The sequence below is a fragment of the Bacillus sp. FSL W8-0920 genome (assembly GCF_038593215.1).
Taxonomy (GTDB): Bacteria; Bacillota; Bacilli; order Bacillales; family Bacillaceae; genus Bacillus; species Bacillus pumilus.
Window position 1 is genome coordinate 884,005 of sequence record NZ_CP151974.1, and the last position, 17,636, is coordinate 901,640.

Sequence of the window (17,636 nt, forward strand, 5' to 3'; positions counted from 1 at the left end):
ATATGACATTAAATGAATGGTTTAAAAAGGGATTAACTGAACGTACATATGTACACAACATGGAGAAAAACCGAGAAAATCTACTCACGGTGTACAATCAGTACGCAATTCATCAAAAAGAAAAAGAGCTGCTTCAAAAGCTGCAAAAGAAAAAGCTCAGAGCGCTTGTCATCACAGCGGATTGGTGCGGAGATGCGATGGTCAATGTACCAATTTTCATGCGTATTGCAAGTGAAGCACTCATTGATGCGCGCTATTTTATTCGGGACGAGCATCTAGACCTGATGGATCAGTATTTAACGAACGGGACCGCAAGATCGATTCCGATTATCGTGATCATTGATCAGGACGGGAATGAAGTAGGTAAATGGGGACCACGCTCAACAGAAGCACAGCGATTTGTTGATGAGAAAAAACCCGACAAGGATGCACCTGATTTTGAGGAAGCTTTTCAAGTATTTGCGAAAGAAGCCGCACATCACTATACGACAGATCGTTACTTATGGAAAGATATTGAGAAAGAAATAGTAGAAGTTTTGGAAAAAATATAAACCAAAAGACTACTTCGCCGCAACGGGAAGTAGTCTTTTTCTATCTTGTTTTTGCGTCTCACCTACAAAACACCGCATAAAGATGTAGAAAAACCGCAGAATTCTACAAAAAACCGCAGAAAACCGCAACGCATCACGATTTTCCCAACCATTTTTAGTTGAAAAACCTCATATGTGCCATGAAAACCTTAATTTTGCCCTTATCTAAAGGCTCATATAACGCACGTTGGTTTGCTTTTTCCCAATACAAGAGGCCCAGCAACTATAGTAATCTAGTTGTAATCTCCTTTGAACGAACTAAAAAACAAATGACGGAAAAGGGCTGGCGATCAATCTATGAAAAAAATCATTTATCTCGATCAAGAAAGAAAGAAGCTCGCTGAATCGAAAAAAAGAGAACAGCGTTCCATCAAATCACTTAGGCTGCTTGTGTTTTATGACGGGCAAAGTCCTTCATGTGCAAAAGCGATGGACTTGTTGAAAGCTCTCGATTGGAAGAACCGTATTCATTTTGAATCCTTTAGACACTCGCAATTGCTCAAACTGAACAAAATAAGTGAAGAAAAGGCAGAAAAGCGAATCGTGTCAATTTCCTTAGCCAAAAACCAAAAAAACTCAGGGATCTATACATGGCTGAAAATTGCTTGCAATATCCCTGCATTATGGGGAACGATCCCATTCATCGTGCTCAGCATTTGGTTAGGCTTTGGTCAGCATGCGTACGATTACTTTGCGAGAAAACGGTATATTCATTCAGTCAAACAAGTCACCCGTCCTGATACAGATCAACAGAAGACCATTTAAAGAATAGGAAAAGCATGACCTTAGATCGGCAGAAGGTCATGCTTTTTTGTAATAGGGGACATATGATGCAAGGTGATGAAGCAGCGTTCTCGTGTAGGACATATAGGTACGTTCGTCAAGCTCAGAACCCGCATAGGAAAGCAAGGTTCTAAGAGCAAACAAGTACTCACTGTGCAGCTCATTTTGTTTAAAGTAAGGAAGAGCTGCTTCGATCAGATAGGTTTTCAAATCAAGAGGGTTTTCCTCAATCATCAATTTATAGATTTTGATCATATATAAACAGTTTGGCTGAATACGAGGCTGTTTTAACAGCTCATGTATGTAGGGAAGGGCCTTTTTGCGGTCGTATTCAGCATATAAGGTCGCGATTTCATACAGAGTTTCACAATAACGGTCTTCTATCTGTTCTTGATTAAAGTAATTGAGTGAATCTAGTAAATAAGGCACAGCTGAAGAAAAATCGCCTTCCCGTTTTAAGAGCACCCCGTAATAAAAATAAGCGGTCATTTTAATATAGGCATCAGGATAAAGGGACGTGTGCAAAATCACTTCTTTTAAATATTTCTTCGCCGTTTGAAAGGCTTTTAGTTCCAGTGAGATCACGCCATGAATGAGTGTGCAGTGAATGATCCGCTTGAAATTGTTCTTTTGTCTATATAAATCCATGGCTTGATGGGTTGCTTCAAGCGCATCGCCAAGAAGTCCCATGTTTCCAAGTGCTTTTGCATAGTGATAATACAGGTCACTTTGTTCAACAGACGCGTAAGAAAAGCAGCTCTCAAGTTTCTTTATCCCTTCTTCAAGCTGACCATTTGTAATGAGATGAATGCCATCTAGATATTCAAATATTTCTTTTTCCGTTTCAATAAAGGTTTTTTCAAACTTTTTAAGCACGCGGTGTGTTTTTAAGGCAAGCGGCTGCTTGTCCGATAATAAATAAAATTGAAATAGGGACAAATGATACTGAATGCCTAAATCTAGCGAAAAGAACTGTTCTTCGTGCTGAATGATCATTTCTGCATTTTGTTCAGCTTGATCGAGTGCATAGAAATACATATTCATTTGAAACTCATCTAAGAGTGACAGCAGGTGACGCGCCTTTTGTGACAGCGTTTCTTGACTGATGCCAAGTCGTTCAAGCAGTAAATTGATCGTATCTTGATTGGCCTCCTTTGAGCCATTTTCGATTTTACTTAAATGAGAGACAGAACAAATTCCTTCTGCCAATTCAGATTGGGTCATATTTTGTTTATACCGGTAGAGCTTAATGATTTGCCCGATATTGATTTTCATTCCATCCAGAAGCCTCCCTTCCAATCATGGTTTGAAAGCCTTTTGACAAAATAACCGCATTAGACAAAATGGGAATAACTAAACCTATTTCATCATCTTGGGTTTTTTATCAAAATTTGTTTAAAACGTAATATGATTGTAACATTACTTGAAAAACTCAAACAACTTTTTAGCAGAAGGGATGGGAAACATCATTTGCAACTGCTTGAAATGATGTTTATAATGTGAATGAGAATCAATTTCAATTAAGATTGATTGAAAGGATGACACATATGCCAGAAATCAAACAACAAACAGAAGCGTTAACAGTACGAGACGCTGTCAGATATAGACGATCGATTCGGAAGTTCAAAGAAACGCCTGTGACCATTGAGCAGCTTCAGCCGTTATTAGAGGATGCGGTCTATGCACCGAATCATAAAATTACGGAGCCTTGGCGCTTTCTATATGCGGTGACGGAGGAAGCGAAAGCGACATTTATTGATCGCTTCATTGCGTTTTTCAAGCGCAACAATCCAGATGCAAAGGAAGAAAAGATCAATCAATATAGAGATTACTTTTCAAAAGTTCCAGCCCTTTTACTTGTGGTGTTAAAGGAAGACGAGAACCCAGTGGTGAGAAATGATGATTTTGCCGCTGTGAGTGCTCTCATTCAAAACTTCCAGCTGCTTGCTTGGGATCAAGGAATCGGTATGGTCTGGAAGAGCGGCCGCATCTTATACGACAAAGGCTTTCAACAGGACATGGGCCTAAAGGAAAACGAGCGGTTTGCTGCCATCCTTCATATTGGTTATCCAGAAGAGGTGCCTGAGGAAAAATCACGTCAGAAAGCATCAAGTCTTCTTACTGAAATTCAATAAAAGCAGAAAAGCAGACCGCAAAAGGGTCTGCTTTTTTTACTTATTGTTTTTTGGCGCGCTGATCGGCTGCTTTCATACGTGCCATTGCTTTTACGTCATTCGGATCTGCAAGTTCTTTGGAAAATTCAACATATTCGCCATCCGACTCTTGTGCTGCAAGCTCGTGGTTGGTTTTTTGGTGTTGGTCTTTTTTCAAAGCCTTTCCCTCCTTTACAAGATCACTTTAGTTATGTGCTTGTTGGAGGGGAATATCCGTCTTATTTGTTTCTTTTTTCTGCTGCTCTTTCCGCTTTTTTGAATTCCTGCTGATACAGGACTTCCTGGGTTTTCTTCAGCTTCGAAGTTGGCTGGTGTTCTTTTTTCTTCATCAAAATCGCCCCCTCATCTCATTTCTAATAGGATGGGTGTTTTTGACAACATTTATTCCTTAGAATGCAAAATCGCTTCTTTTAATTCAGGATGCAAAAAGTCATAAGAAGAAAGCAATGCCTTCTTCGGCAGCGCACGCTGACCTTCTAAAACAAGTAATGACATTTCGCCAAGTGCCGTTCGAATGACAAAGGGTGGGACCTTCAGCCAGTGAGGGCGATGAAGGGCAGACGCAATCGTTTGTCCGAGCTGCTTCATTTGAACAGGATTCGGTGATGTGACATTGAGTGGACCTGAGATGTCGACATTGTGTATTGCATAAGCAATGAGATGTGCTACGTCTTCGACATGAACCCATGAAACCCATTGCGAGCCGGAGCCAATCGTTCCGCCGGCAAATAGTTTATATGGCAAGGTCATCAGTGGTAGGGTACCTTTTTCCCCTAATACGACGCCAAAGCGTGTGTAGACCGTACGAATGCCGAGTGCTTCAATTTTTTGCCCCTCAGCTTCCCAACGCTTTGATGTATGACTTAAGAAATCAGTATCCGCAGGAGGTGATTCCTCTGTAAAATCTCCTGTTTGAGACGTGCCATAAATTCCGACAGCACTTGCTTGAATGAGCACAGATGGTTTCGATTCCTGCGCTTCTATAATGCGCCTTACTTCTTGTGTGGATTGAATACGGCTAGAGAGGATGCCTTCTTTTGCCTTGTCTGTCCAGCGGGTGAAAATGGATTTTCCAGCAAGGTTAATCCAGACATCAATCGCAGGCAATTCATGCTCAGGCGCAGCACCTTCTGTCAGCCACTGCACATAGTGTAAATGATTTTGTTCGGATTCCTTTGGATTTCTTGTTAAAATATATAGATGATGTCCCTCAGCAGCGAGCACTTTTGTGACATGCTGGCCGATAAAACCGGTTCCTCCGGTGATGGCGATATTCAATTGACATCTCTCCTCTCATATACATACCTATATCTTTCACGATTTTGAATCAGAAGAAACATCCTGACTGTTTTAAAAAAGGAGTGATCACAGGATGCCCTATATTACAAAAATCTCTGCTCAGAAAAACAATACAGAGCGGGTAAACATCTTTCTTGATGAAAAATACGCCTTTAGCGTGGATCTAGATGTGCTCGTCCAGCACGATTTGAAAAAGGGAAAAGAGCTGGACGAAGCCGATATCATCGACATTCAATTCGGTGATGCTGTGAAAAAAGGATTTCAGCAGGCCGTCGATTATTTATCCTACCGAATGAGATCGGTGAAAGAAGTAACCGATTATTTGACGAAAAAAGAAATCCCGGCACCTGCTATTAGTGAAATTATACACAAATTAAAGCAATACAAGTATGTAAATGATCTTGAATTTGCGGAAGCCTATGTCAGCACCCACCGTAAAACGAACAGCAAAGGGCCGTCCGTCCTGAAAAAAGAGCTAAAGCTCAAAGGGATAGATGATGACAACATTGAACAAGCACTATCGCAATATCCTGATGACTTACAGCTGGAGGAAGCTGTGAAGCAGGTTCAGAAGCTTGTGAGAAAAGAAAAAAATCGTTCCGCAAAAGAGATCGAGCAGCGCATCAAGCTGCAGCTGCAACGAAAAGGATTTTCGTTTGGGATCATTGATAAAGCCCTTCAAGAAGCCTATGATGGACAAGAAGAGGAAAAGGAAGAAGAAGCCCTCCTCTATATGCTGGAGAAGGCAAAACGCAAGGTAGGATACGACGGGTCATTTGAAAAGAAGATGAAGGTGAAGCAATTTTTATTCAGAAAAGGCTTTGATCTCGACACAATTGATCACGTTTTAGACAAAGGGGAATGACAGATGGACAAACGTTATAGTGAGATGACGGAATACGAATTGAAGCAGGAGATAGCCTCTCTTTCTGAAAAAGCACGTAAGGCTGAGCAGCTTGGCATTGTGAATGAATATGCCGTCTTAGAACGGAAAATCGATATGGCGAAAGCCTACTTAGTAGATCCAGCCTTGATTCAAACCAAAATGACTTATCAAATCAAAGATACAGACGAAGAGTTTTACGTGGAATATTTAAATGGTGTATTTGCGTGGGGATACAGAGTATCAGCCCCAAATAAGGAAGATGCACTGCCAATTTCAATGCTTACGAAAAAGGACTGATCCGAGAGATCAGTCCTTTTCTTTACTTCGAACGTTGTTTACGGACGTTGTTCTGAAGTACGATGTCGTGCTGCGTTTGCTGCGTTTCTCCGTTGACCTGAGAGGCAGAATGCTTTGCATTCGCCCATGGTTGAGGGTAAGCGGTTGTCCTTAATTGAACAAAGTCTTCCATATACGATTTCCCATTTGAACTCATATCTCAAGCACTCCCTTTGGAAAAATTAGCGTTTCCCTGATGCCCTCATTCGTTCCTGTGGACGTGTATTCGTCTCACCATTCGGCCTTTTAGACGCATAAGCATCTGTGGCGCCTGGATCGCCTTCAAATTTGTGATTCACTTGATTTGGAAAGCCCTTTGCTTTATTACGCATATCGATTCCCTCCAAACAATACAAATCATTTGCGTCTTTTGAAGACGTAAGGGTAGTATATGAAAAAAGAGGTTTTTTTAAAAAGGCACTTTCTGCTAGATGAAGGAGGAACCGACATGGAACAATACTTTGAGCGATTAACAGAACAACTGATGGAAAAAAACAATATGCTGACATATGATGAAGCACGTACATGGGTAGAGCTGCTATGGAGTGATTTTGAAACGACCTATGCAAAGGCTGGCCACAAGTATAAAGGACAGGAAACAACTGAACGGATTGTCCAAGAGTGGATTGAGAGCTACGGTGCGCAGCTGCATTTATTCCAAAATAAACAATCGAAGGCAAACGAGCATCTACAAGAGCAGAACAAAGGGCTGCTTCATTAAAAGAAGTGCCCCTCATCTTTTTCAAGAAATAGGAAAATATATAAATGAGTAAACAATTTTATGATACAATACCCAGTCTGTGATCGAAATTACAGGCTTTTTACAATGGTTAAACTTAAAATTACATTAAATTCATCTTACTGAAAATCACTGGAAATAAAACTTTGATATAATGGAACGATTAAAGAGACATGTAATTTATGGATAATAAAAAAGGGTTTCGTTTCCTGACAAAAAAGGAATAATGAACATATCAGACTATGTGAAAAAAGTGAAGAGAAGGTGCGATATGGAACGAGAATTGCTCTCTGTTATAATTCCTTCTTACAATGAAGGTGAAAACATCAGACGAATCTTTGAGGCACTCGAGGAAGAGTTTCGCGATTTTCATTATGACTTTGAAATCATTTTTGTGAATGATGGAAGCAAAGACAATACACTTCAATATATGAGAGAGCTCTCTCGCAAAAGTGCAAAGGTCAAATACATTTCCTTCTCACGTAACTTTGGGAAGGAAGCCGCTATTCTGGCAGGACTTGAATATGCGAAGGGAGTAGCTGCGATCATCATGGACGCCGACCTGCAGCACCCAACGTATTTGATTCAGGACTTCGTCAGAGGATATGAAGAAGGCTACCATCAAGTCATTGCCAAACGGAACCGTAAAGGAGACAGCAAGCTTCGCTCTTACTTATCATCCATGTACTATAAAGTGATGAACAAGGTAGTCGAAGTGGACTTGCGTGATGGCGTCGGAGATTTCCGCTTAATTTCGCGCCAAGCAATCGATGCATTGCTTCAGCTGAAAGAAGGAAATCGTTTTTCAAAAGGGCTTTTTTGCTGGATTGGATTTGAAGAAAAGGTCATCTATTATGAAAATGTAGAAAGACAGCATGGTGATACAAAATGGTCATTAAAGAAGTTGTTTAACTATGGCATAGATGGCGTTATTTCCTTTAACAACCGCCCGCTGCGTATTTGTTTTTATACTGGCATACTGATCTTATTCCTCTCTTTGATTTACATCGTGGCCACCTTTATTCAAATCGTCAAAACGGGCGTGATAGTACCTGGTTATTTCACTTTAATATCGGCTGTGCTTTTCCTCGGAGGTGTCCAGCTTTTGAGTCTAGGTGTGATTGGTGAATATATTGGCCGCATTTATTATGAAACGAAAAAGAGGCCGCATTATTTGATCCAAGAATCAAATGTCATGCAGCAAGAGACAAGCTCAAAGGAACAAGACCGAGTGTTAACACAGTTATTTAAATAACGTGGAGTCAAATAACCGGCAAGCACGAATCGCTTGCTGGGTTGTTTTGTTTCAAAGAACAATGGATCTTTTGTGGAAAGGATTTAGATGATGAAACGTAGATGGATAATCATTGGAATGTGCCTCATTCTCGCATTATTAGGCCACTCCTTTTTCTTATATGAATATACGCAAGGCCGGTACATGACAGGAGATGGGGATGGCATTTCGCAAATGCTCCCATTTAAAAAGCTGCTGTATGAAGAATATGTCAAAGGGAATTTCTTTTATTCCTATCAATTCGGTCTAGGCGGCGGTACATACACGCAATTAGGGTATTATTTCACAACGTCGACGGTCTTTATGGTGACAGTCGCTGTCGTCTGGCTGATGAATGCGCTCCATCTCATACAGTCAACAGACATCCATTTCTGGGCAAATGCCGTGATTTGGCTGAGCGTGATCAAGCTGACGCTTATTCTTTTCATCGCTTACCGTGTGCTTCTTTCAATGGTTCAAAATAGATTGGGTGCACTGACAGGTGCCGCAATCTATGGATTATCTATTGTATATTTCCGGCATCAAACGTTTTGGGAATTTTTCACCGACAGCATGATGTGGCTTCCGCTGCTTGTGCTTGGGGTGGAGAGGATATTCAAAACGGGTAAGCCCGCTTGGTTTATTGCGAGTTGCAGTCTGATGCTGATCAACAACTTTTACTTTGCTTATATTCACTTTATCTTTTTAGCGATCTATCTTGTCTTCAGATATATGATCAAGCTGCGAAGTGAGGAGCACGGGTGGAAAGTGTTTTGGACACTTGCGATCTCTACGCTGTTATCCTTTGGGATCAGTGCCGCCTTTTTTATCCCGTCTGTTTATGGCTTTCTTAACAATATAAGACCGCCGTATGAACAGACCATTCCTTGGTTCGAGCTGCATGATCATCTGCTGTTTACGAGCAGGGTGTATTTATTACCTGTGATTTTTCTCATTTGTATGTTCCTCGTTCCGCTTTACCGGAACAGGTGGTTTTTCATTTTTACATCGATCAGCGTTCTGCTCATTGTTTTTCACTACAGTCCAAAGATGGCGAGCGTGTTTAATGGTTTTTCAGCACCGCAATACAGATTTGAATACATTCTTGCCTTTACAGTTGGAGCGGCCGTTGCCATCACGATCAAGCATTTCTCACAAATCGAGTGGAAGTGGAAAAAGCGTGCGGTCTTAGGCGCTTGGATCGTGTTCCTTCTTGCTGTCGTCCTTTCAGAACGAGCAAAGGGAAACATGGATGTCGTTGTGTTTACGGGTATAGGACTGGTTGTGATCAGCTTGTTCTTCCTATGGATGCATGCCGAAAAACGTCAGCACCTTCGTCTCTTTTCAGCTGTGCTTATTGCCATCAGCTTACTGACAGCAGGCGTGTATCAGCAGGGATACTTATCTGAAAGAAGCAATATTAAGAGCGTATCAGATACGTATCTGAATAGTGAGGCATATGCTGGACATGAACAAATGAAGCTCATTCAGCAGATTCAAAGCCGTTCAAAAGATCCGCTTGCCCGGATTGATTGGATGAATGGCGTGCGAAACAATACCCCATTATTTGAAGGCTTTCAAGGCATGAGTGTGTATTCAAGTATATTGAATCAGCATTTGCTCAATTTCTATTGGAATGACCTGCAAATCGATATGGGAAGGGAAAGTGTCAGCCGGTATGCAACAATGGGGGACAGGGCGAATTTATACAGCCTGACCTACGGAAAGTATTATATGAGAAACAGCATGATGCCTTACTCACCACCAGCTTATTTTAAGCCAATCTTGAAAAGTGAGCATTATGAGGTATATGAAAATACTCGGTCACTGCCATTTGCAAGAACAACGAGCACCGTTTATTCAGAACAATCCTTAAAGGATGCCTCAGCACTTGATAAAGAGCATGCGATGCTGCAAGGCGTCATTTTAGACAAAAAAGGAAACGCTGAAATCGAGCACGCAGCAGATCGACTCAAAGATACGAATATTCATACGGAACAAGCTGTATACGAACATGGCGTGCTTGATGTATACGGAGAAATGGGCGGTCTGAATATCACACTTCCAGATGACATCGCTCGCGCTGGGGATGTGTATGTGAGCTTTTATGTGAAGCGGACCGACCGTAACGAAGGATTTCAGTTATCCGTTGACGACTATGTCACATCAAGAAAAAGCAATACATCCATCTACAAAACAGGTGTCAATGAAGTGACGATTCGGGTCCCAGCGGAAAAGATCCTCTCCATTCGAGTACCAAAAGGGACATACGAGCTCAATCAACTGAAGCTGTATCAAGAGCCTTACCGCGTCCTAGAGAAAGCATATAAAAAAGAAAAACAGGATGATGGCAACCAGCAAGTAAAGCTAAAAAATAACCGCTTTACGATTTCGTATGATAACAAGCGCGGTGATGACTACATGATTCTGCCTGTTCCATATGAAAAAGGCTGGGAGCTCACGGTGAACGGACAGCAGACTGATATTGAACAAGCCAATTACGCCTTTATCGGTTTTCCAATAGAAAAAGGCGAAAACGATATTGTGCTAACCTACTATCCGCCTTATATCAGAATTCTTGCGTTGATTTCACTCGTCAGTTTGATTGGGGCGATCCTATATGCACGGAGACAACACAAGAAACACCACTTTCCATCATAAGTGGTGTTTTTTTGTCTTTCATCTCATACGTAAGTTTCTTCATCCCATTCAATCGTATATTCGTTCATTTTTTTATCAATATCGTTTTGAATACTTATGTGCTGAAGTAGCGCGTTCAATTCTTCTGTCCTCTTTCTTCGATCCTTTTCATAATAATAGAACGCATCTCGATCATCATGATCCCTTAGCATTTTTGCTAAGACCATGGCATCTTCTAGACTATACGATGCTCCTTGACCAACAAAAGGATTTGCTGTATGTACAGCATCACCTATAAGAACAACTCGTCCTTTTGACCACACAGGAAGATCCTTTATTTCATAGATACTTCTTGGAAAGAACATGTCTGTATGATCGATGATGTCAGATAGGTGTTTTGGAATGTTCCAATGTTCCATTTGTTTATATAATAACTGTCGAATGGTTTCTTTATTGGCTTTCTCAAAATGTTTTGTAGGTAACTTCTCAGGACACTGAGAGAAAGCTTGCCATAAAATATTCATTTTATTTGTTGGATGCGCTTTTCCAAAAATGAATTGAAAGTTTCCGTCATTGTAAAAATAACTTGTTGCCTCATCCAATACAAAATCCTTCACAAACGATACTCCTTGCAGTCCCCAAAAGCCGCTATAATCTAATTTAGCATTAAACGCAATAGCCTCTCTTGTTTTCGAAAAAGTTCCATCTGCTCCTATTACAATACCACCTGTTATCTCAGTTTCATCTTCAAAAAGAACCTGAACGGAATGAGGCTGCTGTTTGATCGAGGTTAACTTTTTGTTGTATTTCACTTCTATTCCTTGACGGTGAACTTCTTTTAAAAGTGATATGATGATTTGGTCTCTCATGACGTTCAGTAAAGGGGCATCATAATATTTTTCACTATAATTGTGAAAGATCGCTTCTACTTCATTTTCACTGTTTATTTGCTGGATCTTCTTTATCACTGTTGCATTTGCTATCACTTCATTTTTACACCCGATTTCATCCAAAATCTTTACCCCATTCGGAGACAGTAAAAAACCTGCTCCTGTTTCTAATTCTTCATCTGACCTGCTTTCATAAATCGTACTTTCCATTCCAGCCTTTTTTAAAAATAAAGAAGTAGCCAATCCTGCTACACCACTGCCGATAATGATCACATGTTGAGATTTCATTATTTCCCCTCCTCTTTTATAAACAGACCAGTCGGTTTATTTTAGTGCAAAAAAATAAGCTTTTTCATATAGGACAGCGTATCACAATTCCCCCTCTTCATTTGGTAATTAAAGTATATGATAATATGTTATAAATGATTTCGCAAGAATGAAACTAACCAATTTCTAATCAACTTCTTTTAAAAACATGAAGGGGATAACAAAACATGAACAAAGACACCGTGATAAAACACTACGAACACACCCTTGAATGGGTACTGTCACTAGCGGATGTAACAGACGAAGAATGGCGCCGCGCCATTGCTGATGGAAAGTGGAGCATTGCTGAGATCATCGCACATTTTGTTCCGTGGGATGGATTTATTTTACATGATCGCCTAAAGGAATTTTGGAACGATCGGGCGTTATGTAAGGCACCTGATGTGCATGAAATGAATATACAGTCAGCCGAAAGGGCAAGACACGAAGAGAGAAGCGAGACGATCGGGCGATTTATTGCTGTCAGAACAGAATTGCTTCAAGAAATGAAGAAAATCGAAGCATCTCGCTGGAATACATCCTTTTTGATCGGTCAAACCGAGCTGACGTTATCAAGTTATTTTCAAGGTTTGATTATGCATGATCTCCATCATATGGAGCAGGTCAAACAAGCGCTCTCCACAAAAAGAAGATAGACAGTCAAGAAACTTCTTTCTCAAATGGAAACGTCGCATAATCAAACAAAAAATGAAATAGCCAAAGACTAAGCGCAAAGAGAATTTCTTCAGAAGTAGTCAGCAAAATGCCGTCAACCAATTCATCTGATAAGTAGACAGCACCCCAAATAAACAAAAGGTGAAATAAGATGGCATAGAAAACGATGGATCGTTTTTTGGACCGACATTTTCGAACAAACCGCATGAGCACGTGTTCCAGATGTTCAAAAGAGATCCCGAGTACAACATAGATGCCCATAAACAGTAGCAGCGATAAAATCGATTGATAAAAAGCACCCGTCAAATGAAAGAACAGCACACAAAACAACAAAAATATGTAACAGATAGCTGATAGCGCCATGAGCCATTTCAGCCCTTGCCATAAAGCGTGAACAGATTGCTGCATGGTAAACAACACTCCTTTACATGAAGATACCTGCAAAAAGGACAGCCTTTTTGCAGGAAGGTTGGAATTAATCCTCTTTTTTAGGTGCAGCGATGACAGGATGTTTTTCAGTATCAAGCAATTTCAAGAATTCTTCGCCTTGATCTAAATGATCCAAAACAAGCTGTTTCGGTGTGACCGCAAGCCACTGATTGAGTGAAATGTCTGCATAATGATCGCTCTTAAAGATTTCTAAGAAATAGAGCGGTTCGTCGCCTGTATTTTCTACATAATGCCCCATCGCAAATGGCACATAGCCAACGTCTCCCGCCTGATAGTTGAAGGTTCTCGCATGTCCATCAGAAGCAAATACCGTCATTCGAGCTTTTCCAGAAATGAAATATTGCCATTCATCCGTATTTGGATGCCAGTGCAGCTCACGGATGGCACCTGGATCAACTTTCACAAGAGCGGATGCAATCGTTTTAGACGCTTTGAAATTGGTAGAGTCCGCAATCCACACTTGTCCGCCGCTTGACGTAATCGGCTCTTGCTTTAACAGCTCATATTTAAAGGAGTTCGGGACTTCTCCTTGCTCTGTTTTCACCTTGTCACACTCAAGGGAACCAGGAATTCCTTTTTGGAAAATATACTTCTCTTTCTCTGGCAGCTTCTTAAATTGCTCCTTTGTCATTCCAAAGTTTTGGAGAACGACTTCCTCTGGGGTATGCGCAAGCCAATCAGTCACTTGGAACGTACTATTTTCAGAGAAGGAACCATCATCAAACACAAGCAAGAATTCCGCTCCTGGTTCAAGTGCTTGAATAGAGTGCGGCAAGCCAGAAGGGAAGTACCATAAATCTCCCTCAGTCACATCCTCTGTAAAATTCCGCCCCTCTGCATCAACCGATGTAATTCGGGCTTCCCCATAAATCATGTACGCCCATTCCGCTTCCTTATGCCAGTGAAGCTCACGAATCGCACCAGGCTTTAGCCGCATGTTCACAGAGGCAAGACTTTTAGAAATTGGCAGTTCACGCACCGTTACCTCGCGGGCATAGCCGCCTTTTTCTAAACGGTTGTGCGTATCAGAAAAAGAATATTTCATGTTGGGAACCGTTCCATGATCGGTTTCTGGTGGCGTGAGCATATCTGGGTTTTGTCTGTCTCGCTCGAGATTACGTGGAATTTTGACCGTTGCTCCTTTTTCTCCTCGAATCGGCTGCGGTACACCATTTTGCTTTTCACTCATGATAAAATCCCCTTTCAACATCGTATTGTGTGAGGTGACAAAAGGCCTTTCATTTGGCCCTCGTTTTCATAAGGTGAAACGAATCAAGAAGATGTCAATCTGATTCATCATTTTTTTGAACAGCGACCAATCGTTGGATGAGTTTGCTTAATTCATCAAACTTTCGTTCAAAACGTGTCAGCAAGTAAACTGTCAAAATGGCAGGAAAGCCAGCCTGACCGAGCTGCTTCAGCCATTCCTCCGAAAAAAAGGTCTCCATTTGTCTCACCTCCCAGCGGATGCTCGTCTTCTCTATAAGTGGTATGAAAGAAGAAATAGGAAATCAAAGGGGGAGAAAATGAACCATTAGACCCGTTTCACAAAGTTTACTTTTTTTAACTTTTGTCCACTTAATGCAAGTAGAGAGAACAAAGGGGAGGATGCACATGGATTATCGGCTGTTATTGAAAGCAAAATGGAATGAAATCATTGATCACCCACTCATTCAGCAATTTTTAAGCAATCCTAAAAACCAGCAGCTGCTCCGGCAAGTCATGGAAGAGCCAAACGAAGAAAATGCGAAAAAACTAGATTCCGAGTTCAAGCAGTTTTATCAAAAAATCCGCATCATCAAGTATATTTCCACAATGATCCGCATCTTTTCAGTCGACTTTGACAAACGAGTCAAAAAAAAGCAGCAGCGTTTTCCGCTCATACTCGATCATCCTGATACGCAAGAAGTGAAAGATCCTGTTCAAACAGATACGTATGAAGCCGTGCTCTTCAACCAGCAAGACTTAGGGGAGCACCTGCAAGACAAAAGATTGTACAAGGCCTACCAGCAGCTCACAGACAAACAAAAAATGGTCTTAACCCATATTTATGTTGAAGGTCAAACAATGAAAGAAATAGCCGATCGGCTGGGCGAAACGAGACAAAACATCTCAAACATTCACAAAAAAGCGCTCAACAAACTAAAAGAAGAAACAGGGGGAGATGTCCGTGCACGAAGACAAAATGACCAATGGAGAAATGGAAGAACTCATTGAAACCTTCACACCCATGATCAAAAAGAAACTACAAAACACGGCATATCAAGAAAGAGAAGACCTCGAACAAGAACTTTACATCAAACTCATCGAAAAAGTAGACCGGCTGATTTACCAAGAAGGACCTGGCTTTTGGGAGTTTATTGTGGAATATATGACGAAGATGTAAGAGGAACTGATGGTGCGAATGTCAGGTGAACATAAAATCCCCGTGGCATTCGCACCTTTTTATTCGACAAAACTGGGTAAAAATGTATATTTCATGAAGAAGAAAACAAAATTCTTTATTGAAAGTTGAGGATTTTACCTATCATTTCCTAAAAAATGTTACAATTAGGGCAGAAATCGCAGTCGCACTCTACATGAGTGCGTGGATTGAAATTAGTTTGTTCCGCAGGCACAATTGTTACTGTATTGTCGCACTCTACATGAGTGCGTGGATTGAAATTAGTTTGTTCCGCAGGCACAATTGTTACTGTATTGTCGCACTCTACATGAGTGCGTGGATTGAAATTTTATTCAAGTTTTTCTCCTCCCGTCCCTTACAGTCGCACTCTACATGAGTGCGTGGATTGAAATCATTATGTTTCCTGTACCTGCATAGGCGTATCCTCGTCGCACTCTACATGAGTGCGTGGATTGAAATATAATATTGCCCGATCCTGCATAGGCGTATCCTCGTCGCACTCTATATGAGTGCGTGGATTGAAATACAGTAGCCGTATTAATTACAGGTCTTATATTTGTCGCACTCTATATGAATGTGAGGAATAAAATTCTTGTCAGTAGGTAGCTTGAAAGATTTATTGACATTGCGCTTGAAATAGGTGTGAAAAACATAACTCTGTCTCAGCCATTTTATTAATGAATTCAAAGATGTTGATGAAGCAGCGAAATAAGTATGATTATCATCAGTAATAGTTTTTAATTAAATAGGATTAAGAGAGATTCGGTGCGAATGTGAGGTGAACATAAAATTCCTGAGGCATTCGCACCTTTTTATTCGACAAAAATGAGAAAAAATGTATATTATTTAGAGGTGAAAACAAAATTCCATATAGAAATTGAGGGTTTTGGCTATCATTCCCTAAAAAATGTTATAATTAGGGCAGAAATCGCAGTCGCACTCTACATGAGTGCGTGGATTGAAATAAGAATCGCTTTTGTTTTCTTTGCGATAGTTAGTGTCGCACTCTACATGATTGCGTGGATTGAAATGATTTCTTCGTCTGTTAAATCTTCATAGTATTTGTCGCACCCATATATGAGGTGCGCATGGTTTTCAATGATTGTGTCTTAAACGGTTATGACTACCTTAAAGATCATCTTCTTACAACATCCTCTTTCAAATAGCCATCAAATATACTGTTCATTTGTACAGTGAAAACATGACTCCTTGCAGTCATGTTTTTTTCTTCTTCTTTTTCCTAAATAAACCTTAAAAAATCTCAAAATAAGTCGAAATGAAAAGTAGTTATTTAGATTCAAATTTTATCCATTCGTAATGAATGATGAAGGAGGAAATGGTTTGGGTGAGACGGAGCGAACCGGTAAAGTGGAGCAGCTGATCTTAGAGAATTATCAAAGATTAAACAGCATGATATCAGAAGAAGTGGACTTTGCTTCTAACCATGGCGGGCTGACAGGGGATTCTAGAGAAGTGATGTGGCTGGAGTTTTTTCGGAAAATTATCCCTAAAAAATATTCATTAGCACAAGGTGTCATCATTATTGACTCAGATGGAAATCATTCTAACGAAGTCGATATTGCCGTATTTGATGAGCAGTATACGCCGTATGTGTTCCAACACAATTCGTTGAAATTTATACCGATTGAGGCGGTTGCGGTTGCTATTGAATGTAAAAGTTCAAATTTGAAAGAAAAAGGTTTAGAAGAATGGTCTAAAAAAATAAAACAGCTAACACCAAAAACAACAGGAATTGCTAGAATGGCTACAGGTTACTTTACAAGTGAAAGTAACACACAAAAGAGGACGCGTCCTTTGCTCATTTTAGCAAGTAACTTTAAAAGAGAAGGAGACCAAACAATTTCAAGTAAAGCAGCTAAATTAGCGGCGTCCTTTGATTTCATGCTCATGAAAAAAAGCAATGAATTTCAATTGAAAGTACCTAATGAACATGAACATCTAAGATGGTGGTCAAACGAATTAAATTGTTTCAAACAAGAAAAACGATATAAGGAAGAAGAAAAATTTTTAGATGAAAACAAACTCAGCGATTTACGTATTGATGGATACGATCTGTTAACGCTGAACTTCCAATTAAATCAATTGCTGATGCTCATTAACAATCCCATGTTTTTCCCTCACTATGCATATGCCAAGCTGTTTCAGAAACAGATAACAAAGTGAAGAAAGG

Annotated in this window: 22 protein-coding genes; 12 read left to right on the forward strand and 10 right to left on the reverse strand. The window is 40.4% G+C overall.

The genetic code is table 11. The annotated features are described in order from the left end of the window. Nucleotides 1-2 precede the first annotated feature (2 nt). The gene (locus NSS78_RS04185; protein ID WP_003217810.1) at nt 3-551 is read left to right on the forward strand and encodes a thioredoxin family protein; all 549 of its coding nucleotides are present in this window, start codon (nt 3-5) and stop codon (nt 549-551) included. 336 nt (nt 552-887) lie between these two features. Then, nucleotides 888-1,355 carry a DUF393 domain-containing protein gene (locus NSS78_RS04190; RefSeq protein ID WP_212046485.1) on the forward strand — a complete coding sequence of 156 codons (468 nt, stop codon included), beginning with the start codon at nt 888-890 and terminating at the stop codon, nt 1,353-1,355. Nucleotides 1,356-1,391: 36 nt separating this feature from the next. Here NSS78_RS04190 and NSS78_RS04195 read toward each other — a convergent pair whose 3' ends face one another. Continuing rightward, the gene (locus tag NSS78_RS04195) at nt 1,392-2,648 is read right to left on the reverse strand and encodes a transcriptional regulator (RefSeq protein WP_050944748.1); all 1,257 of its coding nucleotides are present in this window, start codon (nt 2,646-2,648) and stop codon (nt 1,392-1,394) included. 272 nt (nt 2,649-2,920) lie between these two features. Here NSS78_RS04195 and NSS78_RS04200 point away from each other — a divergent pair, with 272 nt between their 5' ends. Continuing rightward, entirely contained in the window at nt 2,921-3,508 is a 588-nt protein-coding gene (locus NSS78_RS04200; RefSeq protein WP_003217860.1) for a nitroreductase, read from the forward strand. A 40-nt stretch (nt 3,509-3,548) separates the two neighbouring features. Here NSS78_RS04200 and NSS78_RS04205 read toward each other — a convergent pair whose 3' ends face one another. From NSS78_RS04205 to NSS78_RS04215, 3 genes are all read right to left on the reverse strand, one after another. Continuing rightward, complete coding sequence (locus NSS78_RS04205; RefSeq protein ID WP_012009317.1) at nt 3,549-3,704, reverse strand: YfhD family protein; 156 nt, start codon at nt 3,702-3,704, stop codon at nt 3,549-3,551. Nucleotides 3,705-3,765: 61 nt separating this feature from the next. After that, nucleotides 3,766-3,876, reverse strand: coding sequence for a YfhE family protein (locus tag NSS78_RS04210; RefSeq protein WP_017358836.1), 111 nt, complete (start codon nt 3,874-3,876; stop codon nt 3,766-3,768). Between the two features lie 52 nt (nt 3,877-3,928). Further along, nucleotides 3,929-4,825, reverse strand: coding sequence for a TIGR01777 family oxidoreductase (locus tag NSS78_RS04215; RefSeq protein WP_212046484.1), 897 nt, complete (start codon nt 4,823-4,825; stop codon nt 3,929-3,931). A 94-nt stretch (nt 4,826-4,919) separates the two neighbouring features. Between NSS78_RS04215 and recX the strand changes: the two genes are divergently transcribed. After that, nucleotides 4,920-5,711 carry a recombination regulator RecX gene (gene recX / locus NSS78_RS04220; RefSeq protein ID WP_050944745.1) on the forward strand — a complete coding sequence of 264 codons (792 nt, stop codon included), beginning with the start codon at nt 4,920-4,922 and terminating at the stop codon, nt 5,709-5,711. Between the two features lie 3 nt (nt 5,712-5,714). Continuing rightward, nucleotides 5,715-6,029, forward strand: coding sequence for a YfhH family protein (locus NSS78_RS04225; protein ID WP_050944744.1), 315 nt, complete (start codon nt 5,715-5,717; stop codon nt 6,027-6,029). Nucleotides 6,030-6,051: 22 nt separating this feature from the next. Here NSS78_RS04225 and NSS78_RS04230 read toward each other — a convergent pair whose 3' ends face one another. Continuing rightward, nucleotides 6,052-6,225 carry a YpzG family protein gene (locus NSS78_RS04230; protein WP_003217811.1) on the reverse strand — a complete coding sequence of 58 codons (174 nt, stop codon included), beginning with the start codon at nt 6,223-6,225 and terminating at the stop codon, nt 6,052-6,054. A 25-nt stretch (nt 6,226-6,250) separates the two neighbouring features. Further along, entirely contained in the window at nt 6,251-6,400 is a 150-nt protein-coding gene (locus NSS78_RS04235) for a small, acid-soluble spore protein K (RefSeq protein WP_212046483.1), read from the reverse strand. A gap of 116 nt (nt 6,401-6,516) precedes the next feature. On the opposite strand from NSS78_RS04235, the gene NSS78_RS04240 reads away from it, so the two are divergent. The 3 genes from NSS78_RS04240 (at nt 6,517) to NSS78_RS04250 (ending at nt 10,741) form a co-directional block, all read left to right on the forward strand. After that, complete coding sequence (locus tag NSS78_RS04240) at nt 6,517-6,789, forward strand: YfhJ family protein (RefSeq protein ID WP_003217809.1); 273 nt, start codon at nt 6,517-6,519, stop codon at nt 6,787-6,789. Nucleotides 6,790-7,078: 289 nt separating this feature from the next. Beyond that, on the forward strand, nt 7,079-8,062 hold the full coding sequence (locus NSS78_RS04245) for a glycosyltransferase family 2 protein (protein WP_212046482.1): 984 nt from the start codon (nt 7,079-7,081) through the stop codon (nt 8,060-8,062). Between the two features lie 87 nt (nt 8,063-8,149). After that, entirely contained in the window at nt 8,150-10,741 is a 2,592-nt protein-coding gene (locus tag NSS78_RS04250; protein ID WP_212046481.1) for a YfhO family protein, read from the forward strand. A 23-nt stretch (nt 10,742-10,764) separates the two neighbouring features. On the opposite strand, the gene NSS78_RS04255 is transcribed toward NSS78_RS04250, so the two are convergent. Beyond that, nucleotides 10,765-11,898, reverse strand: a complete 1,134-nt coding sequence (locus tag NSS78_RS04255; protein ID WP_327840965.1) for an NAD(P)/FAD-dependent oxidoreductase — start codon at nt 11,896-11,898, stop codon at nt 10,765-10,767. Between the two features lie 206 nt (nt 11,899-12,104). Here NSS78_RS04255 and NSS78_RS04260 point away from each other — a divergent pair, with 206 nt between their 5' ends. Next, nucleotides 12,105-12,572, forward strand: coding sequence for a DinB family protein (locus tag NSS78_RS04260; RefSeq protein ID WP_212046479.1), 468 nt, complete (start codon nt 12,105-12,107; stop codon nt 12,570-12,572). Nucleotides 12,573-12,576: 4 nt separating this feature from the next. On the opposite strand, the gene NSS78_RS04265 is transcribed toward NSS78_RS04260, so the two are convergent. From NSS78_RS04265 to NSS78_RS04275, 3 genes are all read right to left on the reverse strand, one after another. Continuing rightward, nucleotides 12,577-12,999: a regulatory YrvL family protein gene (locus NSS78_RS04265; protein ID WP_212046478.1), complete on the reverse strand. Its 423-nt coding sequence runs from the start codon at nt 12,997-12,999 to the stop codon at nt 12,577-12,579. Between the two features lie 67 nt (nt 13,000-13,066). Beyond that, a complete protein-coding gene (locus NSS78_RS04270; protein WP_046343007.1) occupies nt 13,067-14,230 on the reverse strand; it encodes an oxalate decarboxylase family bicupin in 1,164 nt (387 codons plus the stop codon). A gap of 94 nt (nt 14,231-14,324) precedes the next feature. Then, the gene (locus NSS78_RS04275; protein WP_003217819.1) at nt 14,325-14,489 is read right to left on the reverse strand and encodes a YvrJ family protein; all 165 of its coding nucleotides are present in this window, start codon (nt 14,487-14,489) and stop codon (nt 14,325-14,327) included. 166 nt (nt 14,490-14,655) lie between these two features. On the opposite strand from NSS78_RS04275, the gene NSS78_RS04280 reads away from it, so the two are divergent. The 3 genes from NSS78_RS04280 to NSS78_RS04290 all read left to right on the forward strand — a co-directional run bounded on the left by NSS78_RS04280 (nt 14,656) and on the right by NSS78_RS04290 (nt 17,629). Next, entirely contained in the window at nt 14,656-15,258 is a 603-nt protein-coding gene (locus NSS78_RS04280) for a sigma-70 family RNA polymerase sigma factor (RefSeq protein WP_212046477.1), read from the forward strand. After that, entirely contained in the window at nt 15,206-15,427 is a 222-nt protein-coding gene (rsoA, locus tag NSS78_RS04285) for a sigma-O factor regulator RsoA (RefSeq protein WP_151284160.1), read from the forward strand. Before NSS78_RS04280 ends, rsoA begins: the two co-directional genes overlap by 53 nt. Before the next feature lie 1,359 nt (nt 15,428-16,786). After that, nucleotides 16,787-17,629, forward strand: coding sequence for a DUF6602 domain-containing protein (locus NSS78_RS04290; protein WP_212046476.1), 843 nt, complete (start codon nt 16,787-16,789; stop codon nt 17,627-17,629). Nucleotides 17,630-17,636: the final 7 nt, after the last annotated feature.

What these genes read in the sequence shown, in the direction of transcription:
- NSS78_RS04185 (WP_003217810.1), top strand. Translation starts at nt 3, where the DNA reads ATGACATTAAATGAATGGTTTAAAAAGGGATTAACTGAACGTACATAT.
- NSS78_RS04190 (WP_212046485.1), top strand. Translation starts at nt 888, where the DNA reads ATGAAAAAAATCATTTATCTCGATCAAGAAAGAAAGAAGCTCGCTGAA.
- NSS78_RS04195 (WP_050944748.1), bottom strand. Translation starts at nt 2,648, where the DNA reads ATGAAAATCAATATCGGGCAAATCATTAAGCTCTACCGGTATAAACAA.
- NSS78_RS04200 (WP_003217860.1), top strand. Translation starts at nt 2,921, where the DNA reads ATGCCAGAAATCAAACAACAAACAGAAGCGTTAACAGTACGAGACGCT.
- NSS78_RS04210 (WP_017358836.1), bottom strand. Translation starts at nt 3,876, where the DNA reads ATGAAGAAAAAAGAACACCAGCCAACTTCGAAGCTGAAGAAAACCCAG.
- recX (WP_050944745.1), top strand. Translation starts at nt 4,920, where the DNA reads ATGCCCTATATTACAAAAATCTCTGCTCAGAAAAACAATACAGAGCGG.
- NSS78_RS04225 (WP_050944744.1), top strand. Translation starts at nt 5,715, where the DNA reads ATGGACAAACGTTATAGTGAGATGACGGAATACGAATTGAAGCAGGAG.
- NSS78_RS04230 (WP_003217811.1), bottom strand. Translation starts at nt 6,225, where the DNA reads ATGAGTTCAAATGGGAAATCGTATATGGAAGACTTTGTTCAATTAAGG.
- NSS78_RS04235 (WP_212046483.1), bottom strand. Translation starts at nt 6,400, where the DNA reads ATGCGTAATAAAGCAAAGGGCTTTCCAAATCAAGTGAATCACAAATTT.
- NSS78_RS04240 (WP_003217809.1), top strand. Translation starts at nt 6,517, where the DNA reads ATGGAACAATACTTTGAGCGATTAACAGAACAACTGATGGAAAAAAAC.
- NSS78_RS04245 (WP_212046482.1), top strand. Translation starts at nt 7,079, where the DNA reads ATGGAACGAGAATTGCTCTCTGTTATAATTCCTTCTTACAATGAAGGT.
- NSS78_RS04250 (WP_212046481.1), top strand. Translation starts at nt 8,150, where the DNA reads ATGATGAAACGTAGATGGATAATCATTGGAATGTGCCTCATTCTCGCA.
- NSS78_RS04255 (WP_327840965.1), bottom strand. Translation starts at nt 11,898, where the DNA reads ATGAAATCTCAACATGTGATCATTATCGGCAGTGGTGTAGCAGGATTG.
- NSS78_RS04260 (WP_212046479.1), top strand. Translation starts at nt 12,105, where the DNA reads ATGAACAAAGACACCGTGATAAAACACTACGAACACACCCTTGAATGG.
- NSS78_RS04265 (WP_212046478.1), bottom strand. Translation starts at nt 12,999, where the DNA reads ATGCAGCAATCTGTTCACGCTTTATGGCAAGGGCTGAAATGGCTCATG.
- NSS78_RS04270 (WP_046343007.1), bottom strand. Translation starts at nt 14,230, where the DNA reads ATGAGTGAAAAGCAAAATGGTGTACCGCAGCCGATTCGAGGAGAAAAA.
- NSS78_RS04275 (WP_003217819.1), bottom strand. Translation starts at nt 14,489, where the DNA reads ATGGAGACCTTTTTTTCGGAGGAATGGCTGAAGCAGCTCGGTCAGGCT.
- NSS78_RS04280 (WP_212046477.1), top strand. Translation starts at nt 14,656, where the DNA reads ATGGATTATCGGCTGTTATTGAAAGCAAAATGGAATGAAATCATTGAT.
- rsoA (WP_151284160.1), top strand. Translation starts at nt 15,206, where the DNA reads ATGTCCGTGCACGAAGACAAAATGACCAATGGAGAAATGGAAGAACTC.